The sequence below is a fragment of the Mesorhizobium sp. M0909 genome (genome assembly GCF_040319515.1).
Lineage (GTDB): Bacteria > Pseudomonadota > Alphaproteobacteria > Rhizobiales > Rhizobiaceae > Mesorhizobium.
The window spans coordinates 1-15,766 of the sequence record NZ_JAMYOA010000039.1 but is presented as its reverse complement, the minus strand read 5'-3'; the positions used below and the strand labels follow the sequence as shown (position 1 = coordinate 15,766).

At 61.6% G+C, this 15,766-nt stretch carries 14 protein-coding genes, 1 tRNA gene and 2 pseudogenes; 16 read left to right on the top strand and 1 reads right to left on the bottom strand.

Features of this window, described 5'->3' with window-relative positions; all coding sequences use genetic code 11:
* From NKH83_RS30855 to NKH83_RS30820, 8 genes are all read left to right on the top strand, one after another.
* Window positions 1–84, top strand: an 84-nt coding sequence (locus NKH83_RS30855) for an EF-Tu C-terminal domain-related protein (RefSeq protein WP_455749504.1), incomplete at its 5' end; no start/stop codon positions are given.
* A 176-nt stretch (window positions 85–260) separates the two neighbouring features.
* A complete protein-coding gene (locus tag NKH83_RS30850) occupies window positions 261–1,430 on the top strand; it encodes a hypothetical protein (RefSeq protein WP_352808873.1) in 1,170 nt (389 codons plus the stop codon).
* Window positions 1,381–1,923: a hypothetical protein gene (locus NKH83_RS30845; protein WP_352808871.1), complete on the top strand. Its 543-nt coding sequence runs from the start codon at window positions 1,381–1,383 to the stop codon at window positions 1,921–1,923. The genes NKH83_RS30850 and NKH83_RS30845 overlap by 50 nt, the downstream gene beginning before the upstream one ends.
* Before the next feature lie 27 nt (window positions 1,924–1,950).
* On the top strand, window positions 1,951–2,232 hold the full coding sequence (locus NKH83_RS31780; RefSeq protein WP_502895656.1) for a hypothetical protein: 282 nt from the start codon (window positions 1,951–1,953) through the stop codon (window positions 2,230–2,232).
* 151 nt (window positions 2,233–2,383) lie between these two features.
* Window positions 2,384–4,063: a COG3904 family protein gene (locus NKH83_RS30835; RefSeq protein WP_352480758.1), complete on the top strand. Its 1,680-nt coding sequence runs from the start codon at window positions 2,384–2,386 to the stop codon at window positions 4,061–4,063.
* A 104-nt stretch (window positions 4,064–4,167) separates the two neighbouring features.
* Entirely contained in the window at window positions 4,168–4,650 is a 483-nt protein-coding gene (locus NKH83_RS30830; protein WP_352480756.1) for a group II truncated hemoglobin, read from the top strand.
* Between the two features lie 129 nt (window positions 4,651–4,779).
* The gene (locus NKH83_RS30825) at window positions 4,780–5,295 is read left to right on the top strand and encodes a hypothetical protein (RefSeq protein ID WP_352480757.1); all 516 of its coding nucleotides are present in this window, start codon (window positions 4,780–4,782) and stop codon (window positions 5,293–5,295) included.
* Between the two features lie 77 nt (window positions 5,296–5,372).
* Window positions 5,373–5,448: transfer RNA gene (locus NKH83_RS30820), tRNA-Trp, on the top strand.
* A 45-nt stretch (window positions 5,449–5,493) separates the two neighbouring features.
* Here NKH83_RS30820 and NKH83_RS30815 read toward each other — a convergent pair.
* Window positions 5,494–6,683 (bottom strand): annotated as a pseudogene (locus NKH83_RS30815) (integrase core domain-containing protein).
* A 432-nt stretch (window positions 6,684–7,115) separates the two neighbouring features.
* Between NKH83_RS30815 and secE the strand changes: the two are divergent.
* The 8 genes and pseudogenes from secE to NKH83_RS30775 all read left to right on the top strand — a co-directional run.
* Window positions 7,116–7,319: a preprotein translocase subunit SecE gene (gene secE, locus NKH83_RS30810; RefSeq protein ID WP_023680439.1), complete on the top strand. Its 204-nt coding sequence runs from the start codon at window positions 7,116–7,118 to the stop codon at window positions 7,317–7,319.
* Between the two features lie 27 nt (window positions 7,320–7,346).
* Window positions 7,347–7,874, top strand: a complete 528-nt coding sequence (gene nusG, locus NKH83_RS30805) for a transcription termination/antitermination protein NusG (RefSeq protein ID WP_006333333.1) — start codon at window positions 7,347–7,349, stop codon at window positions 7,872–7,874.
* A 160-nt stretch (window positions 7,875–8,034) separates the two neighbouring features.
* A complete protein-coding gene (rplK, locus tag NKH83_RS30800; protein ID WP_254817141.1) occupies window positions 8,035–8,463 on the top strand; it encodes a 50S ribosomal protein L11 in 429 nt (142 codons plus the stop codon).
* A 4-nt stretch (window positions 8,464–8,467) separates the two neighbouring features.
* Window positions 8,468–9,166 carry a 50S ribosomal protein L1 gene (gene rplA / locus NKH83_RS30795; protein WP_254817142.1) on the top strand — a complete coding sequence of 233 codons (699 nt, stop codon included), beginning with the start codon at window positions 8,468–8,470 and terminating at the stop codon, window positions 9,164–9,166.
* A 392-nt stretch (window positions 9,167–9,558) separates the two neighbouring features.
* Complete coding sequence (rplJ, locus tag NKH83_RS30790) at window positions 9,559–10,077, top strand: 50S ribosomal protein L10 (RefSeq protein ID WP_008875657.1); 519 nt, start codon at window positions 9,559–9,561, stop codon at window positions 10,075–10,077.
* Window positions 10,078–10,131: 54 nt separating this feature from the next.
* Entirely contained in the window at window positions 10,132–10,509 is a 378-nt protein-coding gene (gene rplL / locus NKH83_RS30785; RefSeq protein ID WP_140752948.1) for a 50S ribosomal protein L7/L12, read from the top strand.
* Window positions 10,510–10,791: 282 nt separating this feature from the next.
* The gene (gene rpoB, locus NKH83_RS30780) at window positions 10,792–14,928 is read left to right on the top strand and encodes a DNA-directed RNA polymerase subunit beta (protein ID WP_254817143.1); all 4,137 of its coding nucleotides are present in this window, start codon (window positions 10,792–10,794) and stop codon (window positions 14,926–14,928) included.
* Window positions 14,929–15,116: 188 nt separating this feature from the next.
* A pseudogene (locus NKH83_RS30775) lies at window positions 15,117–15,766 on the top strand (DNA-directed RNA polymerase subunit beta'); the annotation flags it as partial.

The following is a 15,766-nucleotide window of genomic DNA, read 5'->3' as shown; positions in this document are numbered from 1 at the left end:
GCCATGGAAGAGAAGCTGCGCTTCGCCATCCGTGAAGGCGGCCGCACCGTCGGTGCCGGCATCGTCGTCACCATCAAAGAGTAATCGCCGGCGCTGCCGGTTGAGATCGGATGCGAAAGGGCGGTCTTCGGGCCGCCCTTTTGATTCTGATATTCCGGCAATGGATTAACCGCATTGCTTCAAATCCTGTTGCAAGCGCCTCTGCCATAACTAGTATAGGTTGCATCGAGGGGGCTGCCAGAATGGTTCCATGGCGCCGTTTGCATAGTCAGGCATGGTGGTCGCTAGGGCTGATCTGCCTGGTGTCGTTGCTTGCCATGGGCCACGCTGCCTTTGCGGCGGATGCAAAGAAATCCACGCCGGAAAAATCCACGCCGGATCTCGGCCCGACGATGCGGTTCGTCGTCGTCCGCAGCAGCGCGCCGGGCTGCGAGCCCAACTGCCCGGAATGGATATCGGCGGAAGGCACCATAGAAGCCGGCACGCCCGCCCTGCTCAAACGCACGCTGAAGGCGCTTGGCGGCCGAAAGCTGCCGATCGTCGTCGATTCCCCTGGCGGCAATGTCGAAGCGGCGCTGACACTTGGTCGCCTGATCCGCAAGAACAAGCTCGATATCGCCGTCGGCAAAACCCGCTTCGCCGGCTGCCTGCCAGATATGAAGAACTGCAAGGAAAACGACGGCAAGGGCGCCCGTTATTTCGGCGATGCCTATGGCAACGGCGCCATCTGCAATTCCGCCTGCCCGTTGATGTTTTCCGGTGGCATCCGGCGCGTGGTCGGGGAGTGGGCCTTTCTCGGCGTCCATCAGATCACCACGACCTATATCCGGACGAAACTGCTGTACCGCACCACCTACCGCATGGTGAAAGGCAAGAAGAAGATACTCAGTACCAGGGTCGTCAGCCGGAAGAACGCGGGCAGCTACAAGACCTACGAAATGAACAAACCGCTGGAGCGGAAGCTGGCGGCCTATCTGAAGGAGATGGGCGTCGGCCTGGGCGTGCTCGAGACCATGAAAAGCACGCCGGCTAGCAGCATTCAGCAACTGGTCCCCTATGACATGCTGCAAATGAATCTCGTAACCAGTCTGGATGCCGTCGACCTGCTGACCGCGCCAACTCTATGCAAATCCGATCCGTTACCGGCGAGTTGCAGGGAAGTGCCGGTGCCGGCGAATATCGCGAAGCCGGCCGGGGAAGTTGTGGCGAACGCCGAACCTGTACCTTCAGGGCTCGAAACTCCGCCGGCGCAGGAGGTCGCTGACATGCGCTTCGTCCTGGTCCGCGGCACCAACCCGCTCTGCAATCCCAACTGCCCGGAATGGATCTCGGCCGAAGGCGCAATTACCGCTGACACGCCCGAAAAATTGCGCCAACTGCTTGACAGCGTCGGCGATCCTGCCCATCGTCATCAACTCGCCGGGTGGTGACGTGCTCGGTGCTTTGGCGGCCGGAAGGCTGATCCGCGAACGCAAGCTCGACGTTGCCGTGGCGCGGACGGATTTCATTGGCTGCGAGCCGCGGCAGGCCGACTGCACGGCCGAAGACGGCATCTACAGCGGGCTCACGGTCGATGCCGGCGGCGGTTGCGGCTCGGCCTGTCCGATCATGCTCGCCGGCGGTGTCAAACGCCTGGTCGGCCCGCGTGCACAGTTGAGCGTGCATTCGGTAGGGCAGGAGCAAAAGGTCAAGGCCTATCTTGAGGACATGGCCATCGGCCCCGGTCTGTTTACGGCAATTCAGCTATATTCGGTCGAACGGCAGCTCGATCTCGACAGGATGCTGAAATACGGGCTGACAACAGGGCATCAATCGGCAGACGAATTGACAGGCCCCGGCATCTGCAGATCGGAGCCACGGCCGGAGAACTGCCGCGAGATCTCGGGCGCCAAGGCTCAGGCCAGCACGCCGGTCAAATCGTAACGCGGGCATGATAGCCGCGAGCTGATCGTGCCGATCGCCATGGAAGAGAAGCTGCGCTTCGCTATCCGTGCAGGCAGCCGGACCGTCGGTGCCAGGATCCATCAAAGAGTAATCGGCGCCGGCATTGCCGGTCGAGATCGGACGCGAAAGGGCGGTCTTCGGGTCGCCCTTTTTCGTCTGCTGACTCCGGCCAGAACAATCTTGCGCGGGTGTTTCAAAGCTATTGCAAGCACCATCGCCGCAACTATTATCGGTTGCATCAAGGGGGCTTTTGCCGAGCGTGGTTCCAGAACGCCGTTCAAACAGTAGGGCAAGGTGGTGGCGCGGGTTGGTTCGCCTGGCGCCGACGGTCGCATTTGCGATGGTTGCCTTTGCGGCGAAGGCCGAGGATGTCTTCCCGAAATGGTCCGATCCGACGACTTGGACCGATCCGAAGATATTCTCCGATGATCTCTCGCCCATGCGATTCGCAGTCGTGCGGAGCAATGCGATCGGCTGCGAGCCTAACTGTCCGGAATGGATTTCGGCAGAAGGCGCCATAGAAGCGGGCACGCCAGCGCAGCTCAAGCGCGTATTGAAGACGCTCGGCCGCCGCAAACTGCCGATTATCGTCAATTCCCCGGGCGGCAATGTCGATGCGGCGCTCCAGCTTGGTCGAATAATCCGCAAAAACAAGCTCGATATCGCCGTCGGTACGACCAAGTTTTCCGATTGTTGGCCTGGGATGAAGGATTGCCGAGCCAATGACGGCAAGGGCGCCGCATATTTCGGCATTGCGTCTGACGGGGGCGCCATGTGCAACTCCGCGTGTCCGCTGATGTTTGCCGGAGGCGTCGGACGCGTGGTCGGCGGTTGGGCCTATCTAGGCGTCCATCAGATCACTACGACTCATTTCCGCACAACACGGCAATATCGAACCACCTATCGAGTTGTGCGGGGCAAAAAATACAAGATCACCACAGAAACCGTCACTCAAGACAATGTCGGCTACAAGACCTATGAGATGAGCAAGGCGATTGAGAGGAGGCTTTCGGCCTATCTCAGGGAGATGGGTGTCGAACGGGGCGTGCTCGACAGAATGAAGGCCACGCCCGCCAGCGACATCCGGCAGATCGCCCTCGATGACATGCTGACGATGAAGCTGGTCACCAGCAGGGACTCTCTCGACATGCTTACGCAGGCGGGCATTTGCCGGCGGAGTCCTGCGCCGACGAACTGCAGAGAGATCCCTGCGAATGCCAAACTGGCCAAGGTGGCAGCGATCGAGGCGAAGGCCGGATCTTCTCAGCCGGCTCAAGTCCCCCTTTTTCAGCCGGTCAGGGAGGCACCTGCTCAGCCGGTCCAGGTAGCGCCAGGAAAGGAGGCGCCGGACAAGGGCTTCATACTCGTTCGCGGCAGTGATCCGATGTGCGAGCCCCACTGCCCGGAATGGATGTGGGCTCTGCCGCTCGGGGCAGCGCGGGCTGGGGCACCCGAGATGCGCTTCGTGATGGTTCGTGGCAGCAATTCGTCCTGCAATCCCGACTGCCCGGAATGGATATCAGCCCAAGGCGTAATCACGAGCCGGACCCCGCAGAAGCTGGGCCAGTTCCTCGCAACGCTTGGCAGCCGGCGGCTGCCTATAGTGGTGAGCTCGCGAGGTGGCGACTTGTTCAGCGCTCTGGCGGTGGGGCGACTTATCCGTGAAAAGAAGCTCGACGTCGCCGTTGCCCGCACCGATTTCGTTGGCTGCGACCCGGGAGAGTGGAATTGCTTGGCCAAAGATGGCGCCTATGCCGGAGTGGCCAGCGATGCGAAAGGCGACTGCGATTCGGCCTGCGCGCTGATGCTGGCTGGGGGCGTCAGGCGGCTTGTCGGTTCACGGGCGCTACTCAGCCTTTACCTGATGGGACAAGACCAACTGATTAAGGCTTACCTTGACGAGATGGCAATCAACCCTGATCTGTTCATGGCGCTTCAGCGCATTCCTGTCGAACGTCAGCTCGAACCTGACGTGATGCTGAGGGTCGGACTGACGACTGGGCCGCAATCAGTGGACGAGCTGATGGGTGCCACCCTCTGCAGATCGGTGCCGAAGCCTGACAATTGCCGCGTGGTGCTCTCGCCCAATGCACAGGCCGAGGCGCCCGCCAAATTGTAGAGGCGCGTTGGCTTCGGAAACTGGCCATCGAGGCAGGTTGAGCGGCGCTCGATGTTTCCGCTATCGTCCAGCGCGGTTGAAGACCAACATGGGAGGGACCGCGAATGAGCCATGATGTCCCGACATTGTTCGAATGGGCCGGCGGCTCCGAAGCGCTGAACCGCCTGACCCAGACCTTCTACGACAAAGTCGCTCGGGACCCCATCGTCGGGCCGGTGTTCAAGCACATGTCGCCGGACCATCCCGCTCACGTCGCGGCTTTCATCGGCGAAGTCTTTGGCGGACCGAAAACCTACAGCGAAAAACACGGCGGCCATCGCGAGATGGTGATGCATCATCTCGGCAAGCATCTGACCGAGGAGCAGCGCCGGCGCTGGATCAATCTTCTCGCCGACGCCGCCGACGAGATCGGGTTGCCTGACGATCCCGAATTCCGCTCCGCCTTCATGGGCTATGTCGAATGGGGATCGCGGCTGGCCAAGATGAACTCCAACAAGGGCCCGACCTGCGATCCCGAGAGCGAACCAATGCCGACCTGGGGTTGGGGGGTGCCGGGCGGCCCCTACAAGCCGCCTTCGGGAGACTGACCGGGCACGAATCGGTCGAAAACCCCGCCGGCCAGGAAAACGGGTGGCTATGGAGGTTTCGGTCCTCCAGGCTAACGGTTTGAAGTCGCCGTCGACTGGCGGGGCCACACTGAGAACCGGAGGCTTGCGATGAGATCGGAAGGCAAGAAAAGTTCAGACAGCGCCTTTGACAGCGGTCGCGGAACTCGAAATCCATTTGGCGTCATGGACGTCCCCACTCCCGACGACGAGGAGGTGTCGGCGTTCGCCGCCGGCGTGAAACTGGAGGGAACTGCAAGTGATGAAAACGCCGGAACGTGGGGCACCGAAAGCGACCGCAACAGCAACGACACCATCGACGGCAGCTGGTCCAGCCGATGGAACGGCGGTGCCGATCCCACAATTCCGGGCGATGCCGAGGATAAGTGGAAGTCCGGCCGGGGCGAGGTGAAAACGGCGGGAGAGAGAGTTTACCTATTGTTCGATTGGCATCATGGCGTGCGCAAAGGGCTGATCGATGCGCGGCGCGAGGGTGCGAAAGGGCTGGTTGGAAAATATGTCAATCTGACCGACCCGAAAATCGTGCGTCCCTGGGTCGGCTTGATCGTCAGCAACCAGAGAATCGACGGGAAATGGCCGGGAGGACGCCTGGACTTCCGCAGATGAAGGCTGGGCAGCGCACGTCGCTCTTTACAGAGCGCGCGGAAGCTTTTAGGAAGCGCCTGCTGCGCCGACATGCGCATACGGGCATAGCTCAGTTGGTAGAGCGGCGGTCTCCAAAACCGCAGGTCGTAGGTTCGAGCCCTGCTGCCCGTGCCATCCTTTGAATGGGTACGACCCGGAGACATGGGTAACAGAATGTACCTAAGACATGGGTGACAACCTTGTGCCGAACGGGTTGTCGATGGTCTGCAAGGTTCTCTGTTCCAGGTCGATATATCCCAGATCATAGTGCATGAAGCTTACGAGCCAAATGCCGTCGTCGACCTCCTTTATTCCGAGCCTCTGACCGGCGAGCACGGTCGAGACGTTGATCTTCTTCCTCATCATGCAGATGCGGCCGCAGGCGGTGACCAGGATGTCCTTGTCATGGAGGGGATAGGTCAGCTCCGGCAGGCCGGAATACGGCCGTGAAGAGGGCGTGTAGAGTTCCGTCGGTAGCTTCATGGCCAACGCCTCATGCGGCCTTTCCTCGTTGAATTCGCTGATGAAAGCGTCAAATCTGGCCTGCTGTTGCAGGGCATTCATGCCCGGGGGCCGCGTGGTCTCCTGCTTCAAGGTGCGGTGCATGCGCTCGTGGCGGCCGTTCTGTTGCGGGTTGCCGGGCTTGATGCGCTCGATGGCAATGCCGAGCCTCAACCACCAGACCGACAGCTTCGACAGATTGTAGAGGCCGTTGGGGCTGGCGAAGGGACCCCGTTGTCGCTTCGAATGGCGAGCGGCAGGCCGCGTTCCCTGAACAGCCGGACGAAGGCCTCGATGACCGGCGCTTCCCGTGTCGCTTCAAGCGCTTCGGCGAGAAGCAGGTAGCGCGAGGCCTGGTCGGTCACCGTCAGGGGGTAACAGTAGCGACCGTTGCCGAGCTTGAACTCGCCCTTGAAGTCAGCGCACCACAGATCGTTGGGGACGGCGGCCTGCGACAGCGGCGTGCCCATGGCCTTGTTCGCCCGGTTCCTCTTGCGGGCCTGGCTCACAAGGCCGCGGCGGTCGAGCACGGCATGCACCGTGCTCTTGGCCGGGATGCGCACATCGCCGGCGAGCTTTCTGATCAGCAGCTCCCTGATCTTCCTGGCGCCCCAGTGCGGCTTGTCGCGCTTGCTCTCGACGATCAGCCGCTCGATCTGCTCGGGCAGTTGGTTGGCATAGCGTACCGGCCGCCGCGAGCGGTCGCAAAGCGCCTCCAACCCCTCTTGCCTGTAGCGGTTGAATATCTTGTAGCCGGTCTTGCGCGAGATCCCGAACTCCCGGCACACCGCGCTCATGCCTTCTCCGTCGAGCAGGCGAGCCACAAAGCGAAGACGTTCCTCCATCACCGAACACTCTCTCCACGGCATCAACACCTCCCGGCAAAAACCGAAAAGTGTTACCTATGTGTCCGGTACAAATCGTCACCTATGTCTCGGGCCGCTCAATGGATGCCTAAAACGATTCTTTTGCAGTGCGGCCTTTGAAAATCGGCTTGTGACTTGCCATATAGGTCGAGTTGCGGCATAAGGGCCGCATAGCCGGGACGGGACGACTGGATGGTTCCGAGGCGGCGTTTGGCCATAAAGCGGACACTTGCCACTTGCGTGGATCAAGAATCGGTTTTATGTAGACGAGACAGACACGCGACGCGTGGAGCTGGGAAGCCGGCTTTACGCGTCTGATTTGCATGGGCGAAATGATCGCGCTGATTCGGCGCGAACGCACGCTCAAGCGGCACGTCCCGGCCAGCGGGATCATCCAGGAGACCCGGCCAACGGGTCTTGCAGACAGAGCGGCATATGGCTTCGAAAACCACAAATCCCTTCACCTTTCTCCAGCAGGTTCGCGCGGAGACCGCCAAGGTCACTTGGCCGTCGCGGCGCGAAACGATGATCTCGACGGTGATGGTCCTTGTGTTCGCGGTCATCGCGATGATCTTTTTCTTTACCGCAGACGTGGCCATGGGCTTTGCGGTCGAAAAAATCCTCGGCCTCGGACAGTAAGTCCGGCGATTACGGAGAAGTCTTGAAATGACCGCGCGGTGGTACATCGTCCACGCCTACTCGAACTTTGAAAAGAAGGTCGCCGAGGACATCGAGAACAAGGCCAAGCAGAAGGGCCTGTCCGCCGACATCGAGCAGATCGTGGTGCCGACCGAGAAGGTCGTCGAGATCCGCCGCGGCCGCAAGGTCGATGCCGAGCGCAAGTTCTTTCCGGGCTATGTGCTGCTGAAGGCCAATCTGACCGACGCTGTGTTCTCGCTCGTCAAGAACACGCCGAAGGTTACCGGTTTCCTGGGCGACTCCAAGCCGGTGCCGATCACCGAAGCCGAGGCCCAGCGTATCCTGAACCAGGTTCAGGAGGGCGTCGAGCGGCCGAAGCCGTCGGTGACGTTCGAGATCGGCGAAGCGATCCGCGTTTCGGATGGACCATTCGCGTCCTTCAACGGTTTCGTCCAGGAAGTGGACGAGGAGCGGGCGCGGCTCAAGGTGGAAGTTTCGATCTTCGGGCGCGCTGTGCCGGTCGATCTGGAATTCGGACAGGTCGAGAAGGGCTGATCCGAAATCCCTGCACCGGTTTCGGCGGCAGGGAAGGCGGCGCGGAGATCGTGCGGCCAAAAGCGGGTGGGAGGCGAATGCGGCTTTAGCCGGCCGCGCGGACCGCACCACCAGACTGCAACCGCCGGCAAGACCGGCATGAGAAAAGGCAGGAAGAGAGATGGCTAAGAAAATTGCAGGCCAGCTCAAGCTCCAGGTTTCCGCGGGATCGGCCACGCCGTCGCCCCCGATCGGCCCGGCGCTTGGTCAGCGTGGCATCAACATCATGGAGTTCTGCAAGGCATTCAACGCGCAGACCCAGGAAATGGAAAAGGGTTCGCCGGTTCCGGTCGTCATCACCTACTACCAGGACAAGTCGTTCACCTTCGTCATGAAGACGCCGCCGGTGAGCTATTTCCTGAAGAAGGCCGCCAACCTGAAGTCGGGTTCCAAGGAGCCGGGCAAGCTCAAGGCCGGTACGATCGGCCGCGACAAGGTGCGCGCCATCGCCGAGCAGAAGATGAAGGATCTGAACGCAAACGACGTCGAGGCGGCCATGCGCATGGTCGAGGGCTCCGCCCGCTCGATGGGTCTGGAAGTGGTGGGCTGAGATCATGGCAAAGATTGCAAAGCGTGTATCGAAGACCCGCGAAGGCATCGATCCCAACAAGGCCTACGCTTTGGGTGAGGCGCTGAAGCTGCTCAAGGATCGTTCCTCGGTGAAGTTCGATGAGACCGTTGAAGTCGCGATGAACCTCGGCGTCGATCCCCGCCATGCCGACCAGATGGTCCGCGGCGTGGTCAATCTGCCGAACGGCACCGGCCGCAGCGTTCGCGTCGCCGTGTTCGCGCGCGGTGACAAGGCCGAGGAGGCCAAGGCCGCCGGCGCCGACATCGTCGGAGCCGAGGACTTGGTCGACATCGTCCAGAAGGGCACGATCGACTTTGACCGCTGCATCGCCACGCCGGACATGATGCCGCTGGTCGGCCGTCTCGGCAAGGTGCTCGGTCCGCGCGGCATGATGCCGAACCCGAAGGTCGGCACCGTCACCACTGACGTTGCCGCCGCTGTCAAGGCATCGAAGGGCGGCGCCGTCGAGTTCCGCGTCGAGAAGGCCGGCATCGTTCATGCCGGCGTGGGCAAGGTGTCGTTCGACGTCAAGGCGCTGGAAGAAAACGTCCGCGCCTTCGCAGACGCGGTGACCAGGGCAAAGCCGGCTGGGGCCAAGGGTAACTACGTCAAGAAGGTGTCGGTCACCTCGACGATGGGCCCGGGCCTTAAGCTCGATGTCTCGACGCTCGCAGCGTCCTGATACGAACAATTGGATCGGCCGCTAAAACGCTGATCCGTGAAAGAATTCCGGGCCTCCGACCTGTCGGCGGCCCGGTACCGGAAGTCGAAAAGGCTTCCGGACATCCTGTCCGAGATTGCAGGCGGCCCCCAAGCCTTAGGTGATGTGGGCCTTAATTCATGTGGGCCTGCATGAGACGGGTGAAGACCGGACAAAGGGGCGAAAGCTCCAATGAAAGGTTCGAACCGTGTTTGCCTTTTGTCTGCGCACCGTCCGGCTTGCCGGCAGGTGTGGCGAAAGGGGGCAGGATCCTCGAGCGTCGTTCGGGAGATCCGTTACTGGATGGCCCGGCCGGCAAAAGGCAACCCGACGCCTGTCCTTCGTAGAGGGCAGGGGTCAACTGGAGATAGGCAGTGGACAGAGCGGAAAAACGCGAACTCGTCACGGGCCTGAATGATGCGTTTTCAAGCGCTGGTTCAGTCGTCGTGGCCCACTACGCCGGTATCACCGTCGCGCAAATGAACGACCTTCGGTCGAAAATGCGCGCCGCCGGTGGCACCGTCAAAGTCGCGAAGAACCGTCTCGCCAAAATCGCTCTTCAGGGCACGGACTCCGCATCGATCATCGAGCTGTTCAAGGGACAGACGCTGATCGCCTATTCGGAGGATCCGATTGCGGCGCCGAAGGTCGCGTCCGATTTCGCCAAGGGAAATGACAAGCTCGTCATTCTCGGTGGCGCAATGGGCACCACCTCGCTCAACGCCGACGGTGTGAAGGCACTCGCCACACTTCCGTCGCTCGATGAGCTGCGCGCCAGGCTGGTTGGCATGATCGCCACGCCGGCAACCCGGATCGCCCAGATCGTCAATGCGCCTGCGGCCTCGGTCGCGCGCGTCATCGGCGCTTACGCCCGGAAGGACGAGGCGGCATGAGGCCGTTCCTCGCTATCACAAACACACGTTCGAACCTTATGAAGGAACATTGCAATGGCTGATCTGGCAAAGATCGTAGACGACCTTTCGAAGCTGACCGTCCTCGAGGCGGCCGAGCTGTCGAAGCTTCTTGAAGAAAAGTGGGGCGTTTCCGCCGCTGCTCCGGTGGCGGTTGCCGCTGCCGGCGGCGCTGCGGCCGCTGCTGCTCCTGTCGAGGAAAAGACGGAATTCGACGTCGTCCTCACCGAGGCAGGCGCTCAGAAGATCAACGTCATCAAGGAAGTTCGCGCCATCACCGGTCTTGGCCTCAAGGAAGCCAAGGACCTGGTCGAGGCGGCTCCGAAGCCGGTCAAGGAAGGCGTTTCCAAGGCCGACGCGGACAAGTTCAAGGCCCAGCTGGAAGCAGCCGGCGCCAAGGTTGAACTGAAGTAAGCGTTGAGTACCGGCGGATGGCGTCGCGCCGTCCGCCACTCCCTTCACGTCTAGGGGAGGCTCATAGCGCGAAGAGTGCGAAAACCTCTTTCCTGAGGGCCGCAAACCGGCCTTCAGGAAACGGGTTTTCTCCCGTTTCTGGCCCACCGCCAATTGGTGGTGGGTGAAAAGACAAGAAGCCGCCGACAGGCGGCGGGCAACAAGACAGGGCCGCCAAGGTGGCCCGAGATGCAAGGCGAGCCGCGGCGAGGCTCGTCCCGAGAATTGAGCTAAGGAGCGACGATGGCCCAGACCCAGACTTTCAATGGCCGCAGACGCGTACGCAAGTTTTTCGGAAAGATCCCGGAAGTTGCGGAGATGCCGAACCTGATCGAGGTTCAGAAGGCATCCTATGACCAGTTCCTGATGGTGGAGGAGCCCAAGGGCGGGCGTCCTGACGAGGGGCTGCAGGCAGTTTTCAAGTCGGTCTTCCCGATTTCCGATTTTTCCGGCTCCTCGATGCTGGAATTCGTGAAGTACGAGTTCGAGGGACCGAAATTCGACGTTGACGAATGCCGTCAGCGCGACCTGACCTACGCGGCGCCGCTCAAGGTGACGCTGCGCCTCATCGTATTCGATATCGACGAGGATACCGGCGCGAAGTCGATCAAGGACATCAAGGAGCAGGACGTTTACATGGGCGACATGCCGCTCATGACCTTGAACGGCACCTTCATCGTCAACGGCACCGAGCGCGTCATCGTCTCGCAGATGCACCGTTCGCCGGGCGTCTTCTTCGACCATGACAAGGGCAAGTCGCACTCGTCCGGCAAGCTTCTGTTTGCCGCGCGCGTCATTCCCTATCGCGGCTCATGGCTCGACATCGAGTTCGATAGCAAGGACGTCGTGCACGCCCGTATCGACCGCCGCCGCAAGATTCCGGTCACGTCGCTGCTGATGGCGCTCGGCATGGACGGCGAAGAGATCCTGTCGACCTTCTACAACAAGATCACCTACAAGCGCGCCGGCGACCATTGGCGTATCCCGTTCAACGTCGAGCGTTTCCGCGGCCTCAAGGCCGTTGGTGACCTGGTTGACGCCGACACCGGCGAGGTCGTCGTCGAGGCCGGCAAGAAGATCACTGCCCGCCAGGCCAGGGCGCTTGGCGAAAAGGGTCTCAAGGCGATCAAGGCGACCGACGAGGATCTGCTCGGCAACTATCTCGCCGAGGATATCGTCAACTATGCGACCGGTGAGATATTCCTCGAAGCCGGCGACGAGATCGACGAAAAGACGCTGAAAGTGCTGCTCGGCACCGGCGAGGACGAGATCAAGGTTCTCGACATCGACCATGTCAACGTCGGCGCCTACATCCGCAACACGCTCAACGTCGACAAGAACGAGAGCCGCCAGGACGCACTGTTCGACATCTATCGTGTCATGCGCCCGGGCGAGCCGCCGACGCTCGAGACCGCCGAAGCCATGTTCAACTCGCTGTTCTTCGACAGCGAGCGCTACGACTTGTCGGCCGTCGGCCGCGTCAAGATGAACATGCGCCTCGAGCTCAAGGCCGAGGACACCGTGCGCGTGCTGCGCAAAGAGGACATCCTGGCCGTGGTCAAGACGCTGGTCGAACTGCGCGACGGCAAGGGCGAGATCGACGACATCGACAATCTCGGCAATCGCCGCGTGCGCTCGGTCGGCGAGCTGATGGAGAACCAGTACCGCGTCGGGCTGCTGCGCATGGAGCGCGCGATCAAGGAACGCATGTCCTCGATCGAGATCGACACGGTGATGCCGCAGGACCTGATCAACGCCAAGCCGGCGGCTGCCGCCGTGCGCGAGTTCTTCGGTTCCTCGCAGCTGTCGCAGTTCATGGATCAGACCAACCCGCTGTCGGAGATCACCCACAAGCGCCGTCTTTCGGCGCTTGGACCGGGCGGTCTGACCCGCGAGCGTGCCGGTTTCGAAGTGCGCGACGTGCATCCGACGCATTACGGTCGCATCTGCCCGATCGAGACGCCGGAAGGCCCGAATATCGGCCTGATCAACTCGCTGGCGACCTTCGCGCGGGTCAACAAATACGGCTTCATCGAGAGCCCGTACCGCAAGATCGTCAATGGCAAGCTGACCAATGAGGTCGTTTACCTGTCGGCTATGGAAGAGGCCAAGCACCACGTCGCGCAGGCCAATGCCGAGCTCGACAAGAATGGTCATTTCGTCGACGAATTCGTCATTTGCCGCAACGCCGGCGAAGTGATGATGGCGCCGCGCGAAAACGTCGATCTGATGGACGTATCGCCGAAGCAGATGGTGTCGGTGGCCGCGGCCCTGATCCCGTTCCTCGAGAACGACGACGCCAACCGTGCGCTGATGGGCTCGAATATGCAGCGTCAGGCCGTGCCGCTGGTGCGCGCCGAAGCGCCGTTCGTCGGCACTGGCATGGAGCCGATCGTCGCCCGTGACTCGGGCGCCGCCATCGGCGCCCGCCGCGGCGGCATCGTCGACCAGGTGGACGCGACGCGTATCGTCATCCGCGCCACGGAAGATCTCGATCCCGGCAAGTCCGGCGTCGATATCTACCGGCTGATGAAGTTCCAGCGTTCGAACCAGAACACCTGCATCAACCAGCGTCCGCTGGTGCGCATGGGCGACCGGGTCAACAAGGGCGACATCATTGCCGACGGCCCGTCGACCGAGCTCGGCGATCTGGCCCTCGGCCGCAACGTGCTGGTCGCGTTCATGCCGTGGAACGGCTACAACTACGAGGATTCCATCCTTCTGTCCGAGCGCATCGTCGCCGACGACGTCTTCACCTCGATCCACATCGAGGAATTCGAAGTCATGGCCCGCGACACCAAGCTCGGGCCGGAGGAGATCACGCGCGATATCCCGAACGTCTCGGAAGAAGCGCTGAAGAACCTCGATGAGGCCGGCATCGTCTACATCGGTGCGGAAGTGCAGCCGGGCGACATCCTGGTCGGCAAGATCACGCCGAAGGGCGAAAGCCCGATGACGCCGGAAGAAAAGCTGCTGCGCGCCATCTTCGGTGAAAAGGCCTCGGACGTGCGCGACACCTCGATGCGCATGCCTCCGGGAACCTTCGGCACCGTCGTCGAAGTGCGTGTCTTCAACCGCCACGGCGTCGAGAAGGACGAGCGCGCCATGGCGATCGAGCGCGAGGAGATCGAACGCCTCGCCAAGGACCGCGACGACGAGCAGGCGATCCTCGACCGCAACGTCTATTCGCGCCTTTCCGACGTTCTTGTCGGCAAGGAAGCGATTGCCGGGCCGAAGGGCTTCAAGAAGGGCTCGAAGCTGTCGAAGGACACGCTGGACGAGTACCCGCGTTCGCAGTGGTGGCAGTTTGCCGTGGAGAACGAAAAGCTCCAGAGCGAGCTGGAAGCCCTGCGTGGCCAGTACGACGATTCCAAGAAGGCGCTCGAGCAGCGCTTCATGGACAAGGTCGAGAAGGTGCAGCGCGGCGACGAAATGCCTCCGGGCGTCATGAAGATGGTCAAGGTCTTCGTGGCCGTGAAGCGCAAGATGCAGCCCGGCGACAAGATGGCCGGCCGGCACGGCAACAAGGGTGTCGTGTCGCGGATCGTTCCGGTCGAGGACATGCCTTTCCTCGAGGACGGCACGCATGCCGATATCGTGCTCAACCCGCTGGGTGTGCCGTCGCGCATGAATGTCGGCCAGATCCTGGAAACGCATCTGGGCTGGGCTTGCGCCGGAATGGGCAAGAAGATCGGCGATCTGATCGACGCGTACAAGACGGCGGGCGACATCAAGCCGCTGCGCAAGACGCTCGAGAGCTTCATGCCGGCCAACGACCGCAACGAGCCGATCCGCGAATATGACGACGAGAGCATCATTCGCCTCAGCGAGCAGATGCGCCGCGGCGTCTCCATCGCGACACCGGTGTTCGACGGCGCGCACGAGGCCGACATCAACATCATGCTGGAGCAGGCGGGCCTGCACACCAGCGGTCAGTCGCAGCTCTATGACGGACGCACCGGCGAGCCGTTCGATCGCAAAGTGACGATGGGCTATATATATATGCTCAAGCTTCACCACCTTGTGGACGACAAGATCCACGCGCGTTCGATCGGGCCGTACTCGCTCGTTACCCAGCAGCCGCTGGGCGGCAAGGCGCAGTTCGGTGGCCAGCGCTTTGGCGAGATGGAGGTCTGGGCGCTCGAAGCATACGGCGCCGCCTACACGCTGCAGGAGATGCTGACGGTGAAGTCGGACGACGTCGCCGGCCGCACCAAGGTCTACGAGGCGATCGTCAGGGGCGACGACACCTTCGAGGCCGGCATCCCCGAGAGCTTCAACGTTCTCGTCAAGGAAATGCGGTCTCTCGGCCTCAACGTCGAGCTGGAGAACACCAAGCTCGACGAAAACCCGATCCGGCTGCCCGACGCGGCCGAATAAGCAAGACGTCCGGCCGCGGTCTTCCCGCGACCGGACGCCGAGCATGATCCCGAAAAGTGGTTACCGGTTTTCGGCCAAGATCATGCTCAAACAACAGAGTTTCTTCGGCCGATGGCCGATCAAGTCGGCGGGCGTTTGGCCCGCGCTAGATGCAAGGGGTTTTCGAGGACCCCGAAAAGGAGAACGGCATGAACCAAGAGGTCATGAATCTCTTCAATCCCCAGGCGCCCGCGCAGGTGTTCGATTCCATCCGGATCTCGCTTGCCAGCCCTGAGAAGATTCTGTCCTGGTCGTTCGGCGAGATCAAGAAGCCGGAGACCATCAACTACCGCACCTTCAAGCCGGAGCGTGACGGCCTGTTCTGCGCACGCATTTTTGGTCCGATCAAGGACTATGAGTGCCTGTGCGGCAAGTACAAGCGCATGAAGTACAAGGGCGTCATCTGCGAGAAGTGCGGCGTCGAAGTCACGCTGTCGCGCGTCCGCCGCGAGCGCATGGGCCATATCGAGCTGGCGGCACCGGTCGCCCACATCTGGTTCCTGAAGTCGCTGCCGTCGCGCATCGGCACGCTGCTCGACATGACCTTGAAGGACATCGAGCGCGTCCTCTATTTCGAGAACTACATCGTCACCGAACCCGGCTTGACCGCGCTGAAGGAGCACCAGCTGCTCAGCGAGGAAGAGTACATGATGGCCGTCGACGAGTATGGCGAGGATTCGTTCACCGCCATGATTGGCGCCGAGGCGATCCACGACCTGCTGGCCGGCATGGACCTCGAGAAGATCGCCGGCGATCTGCGCTCGGAACTGGCTTCGACCACCTCCGAGCTCAAGCAGAA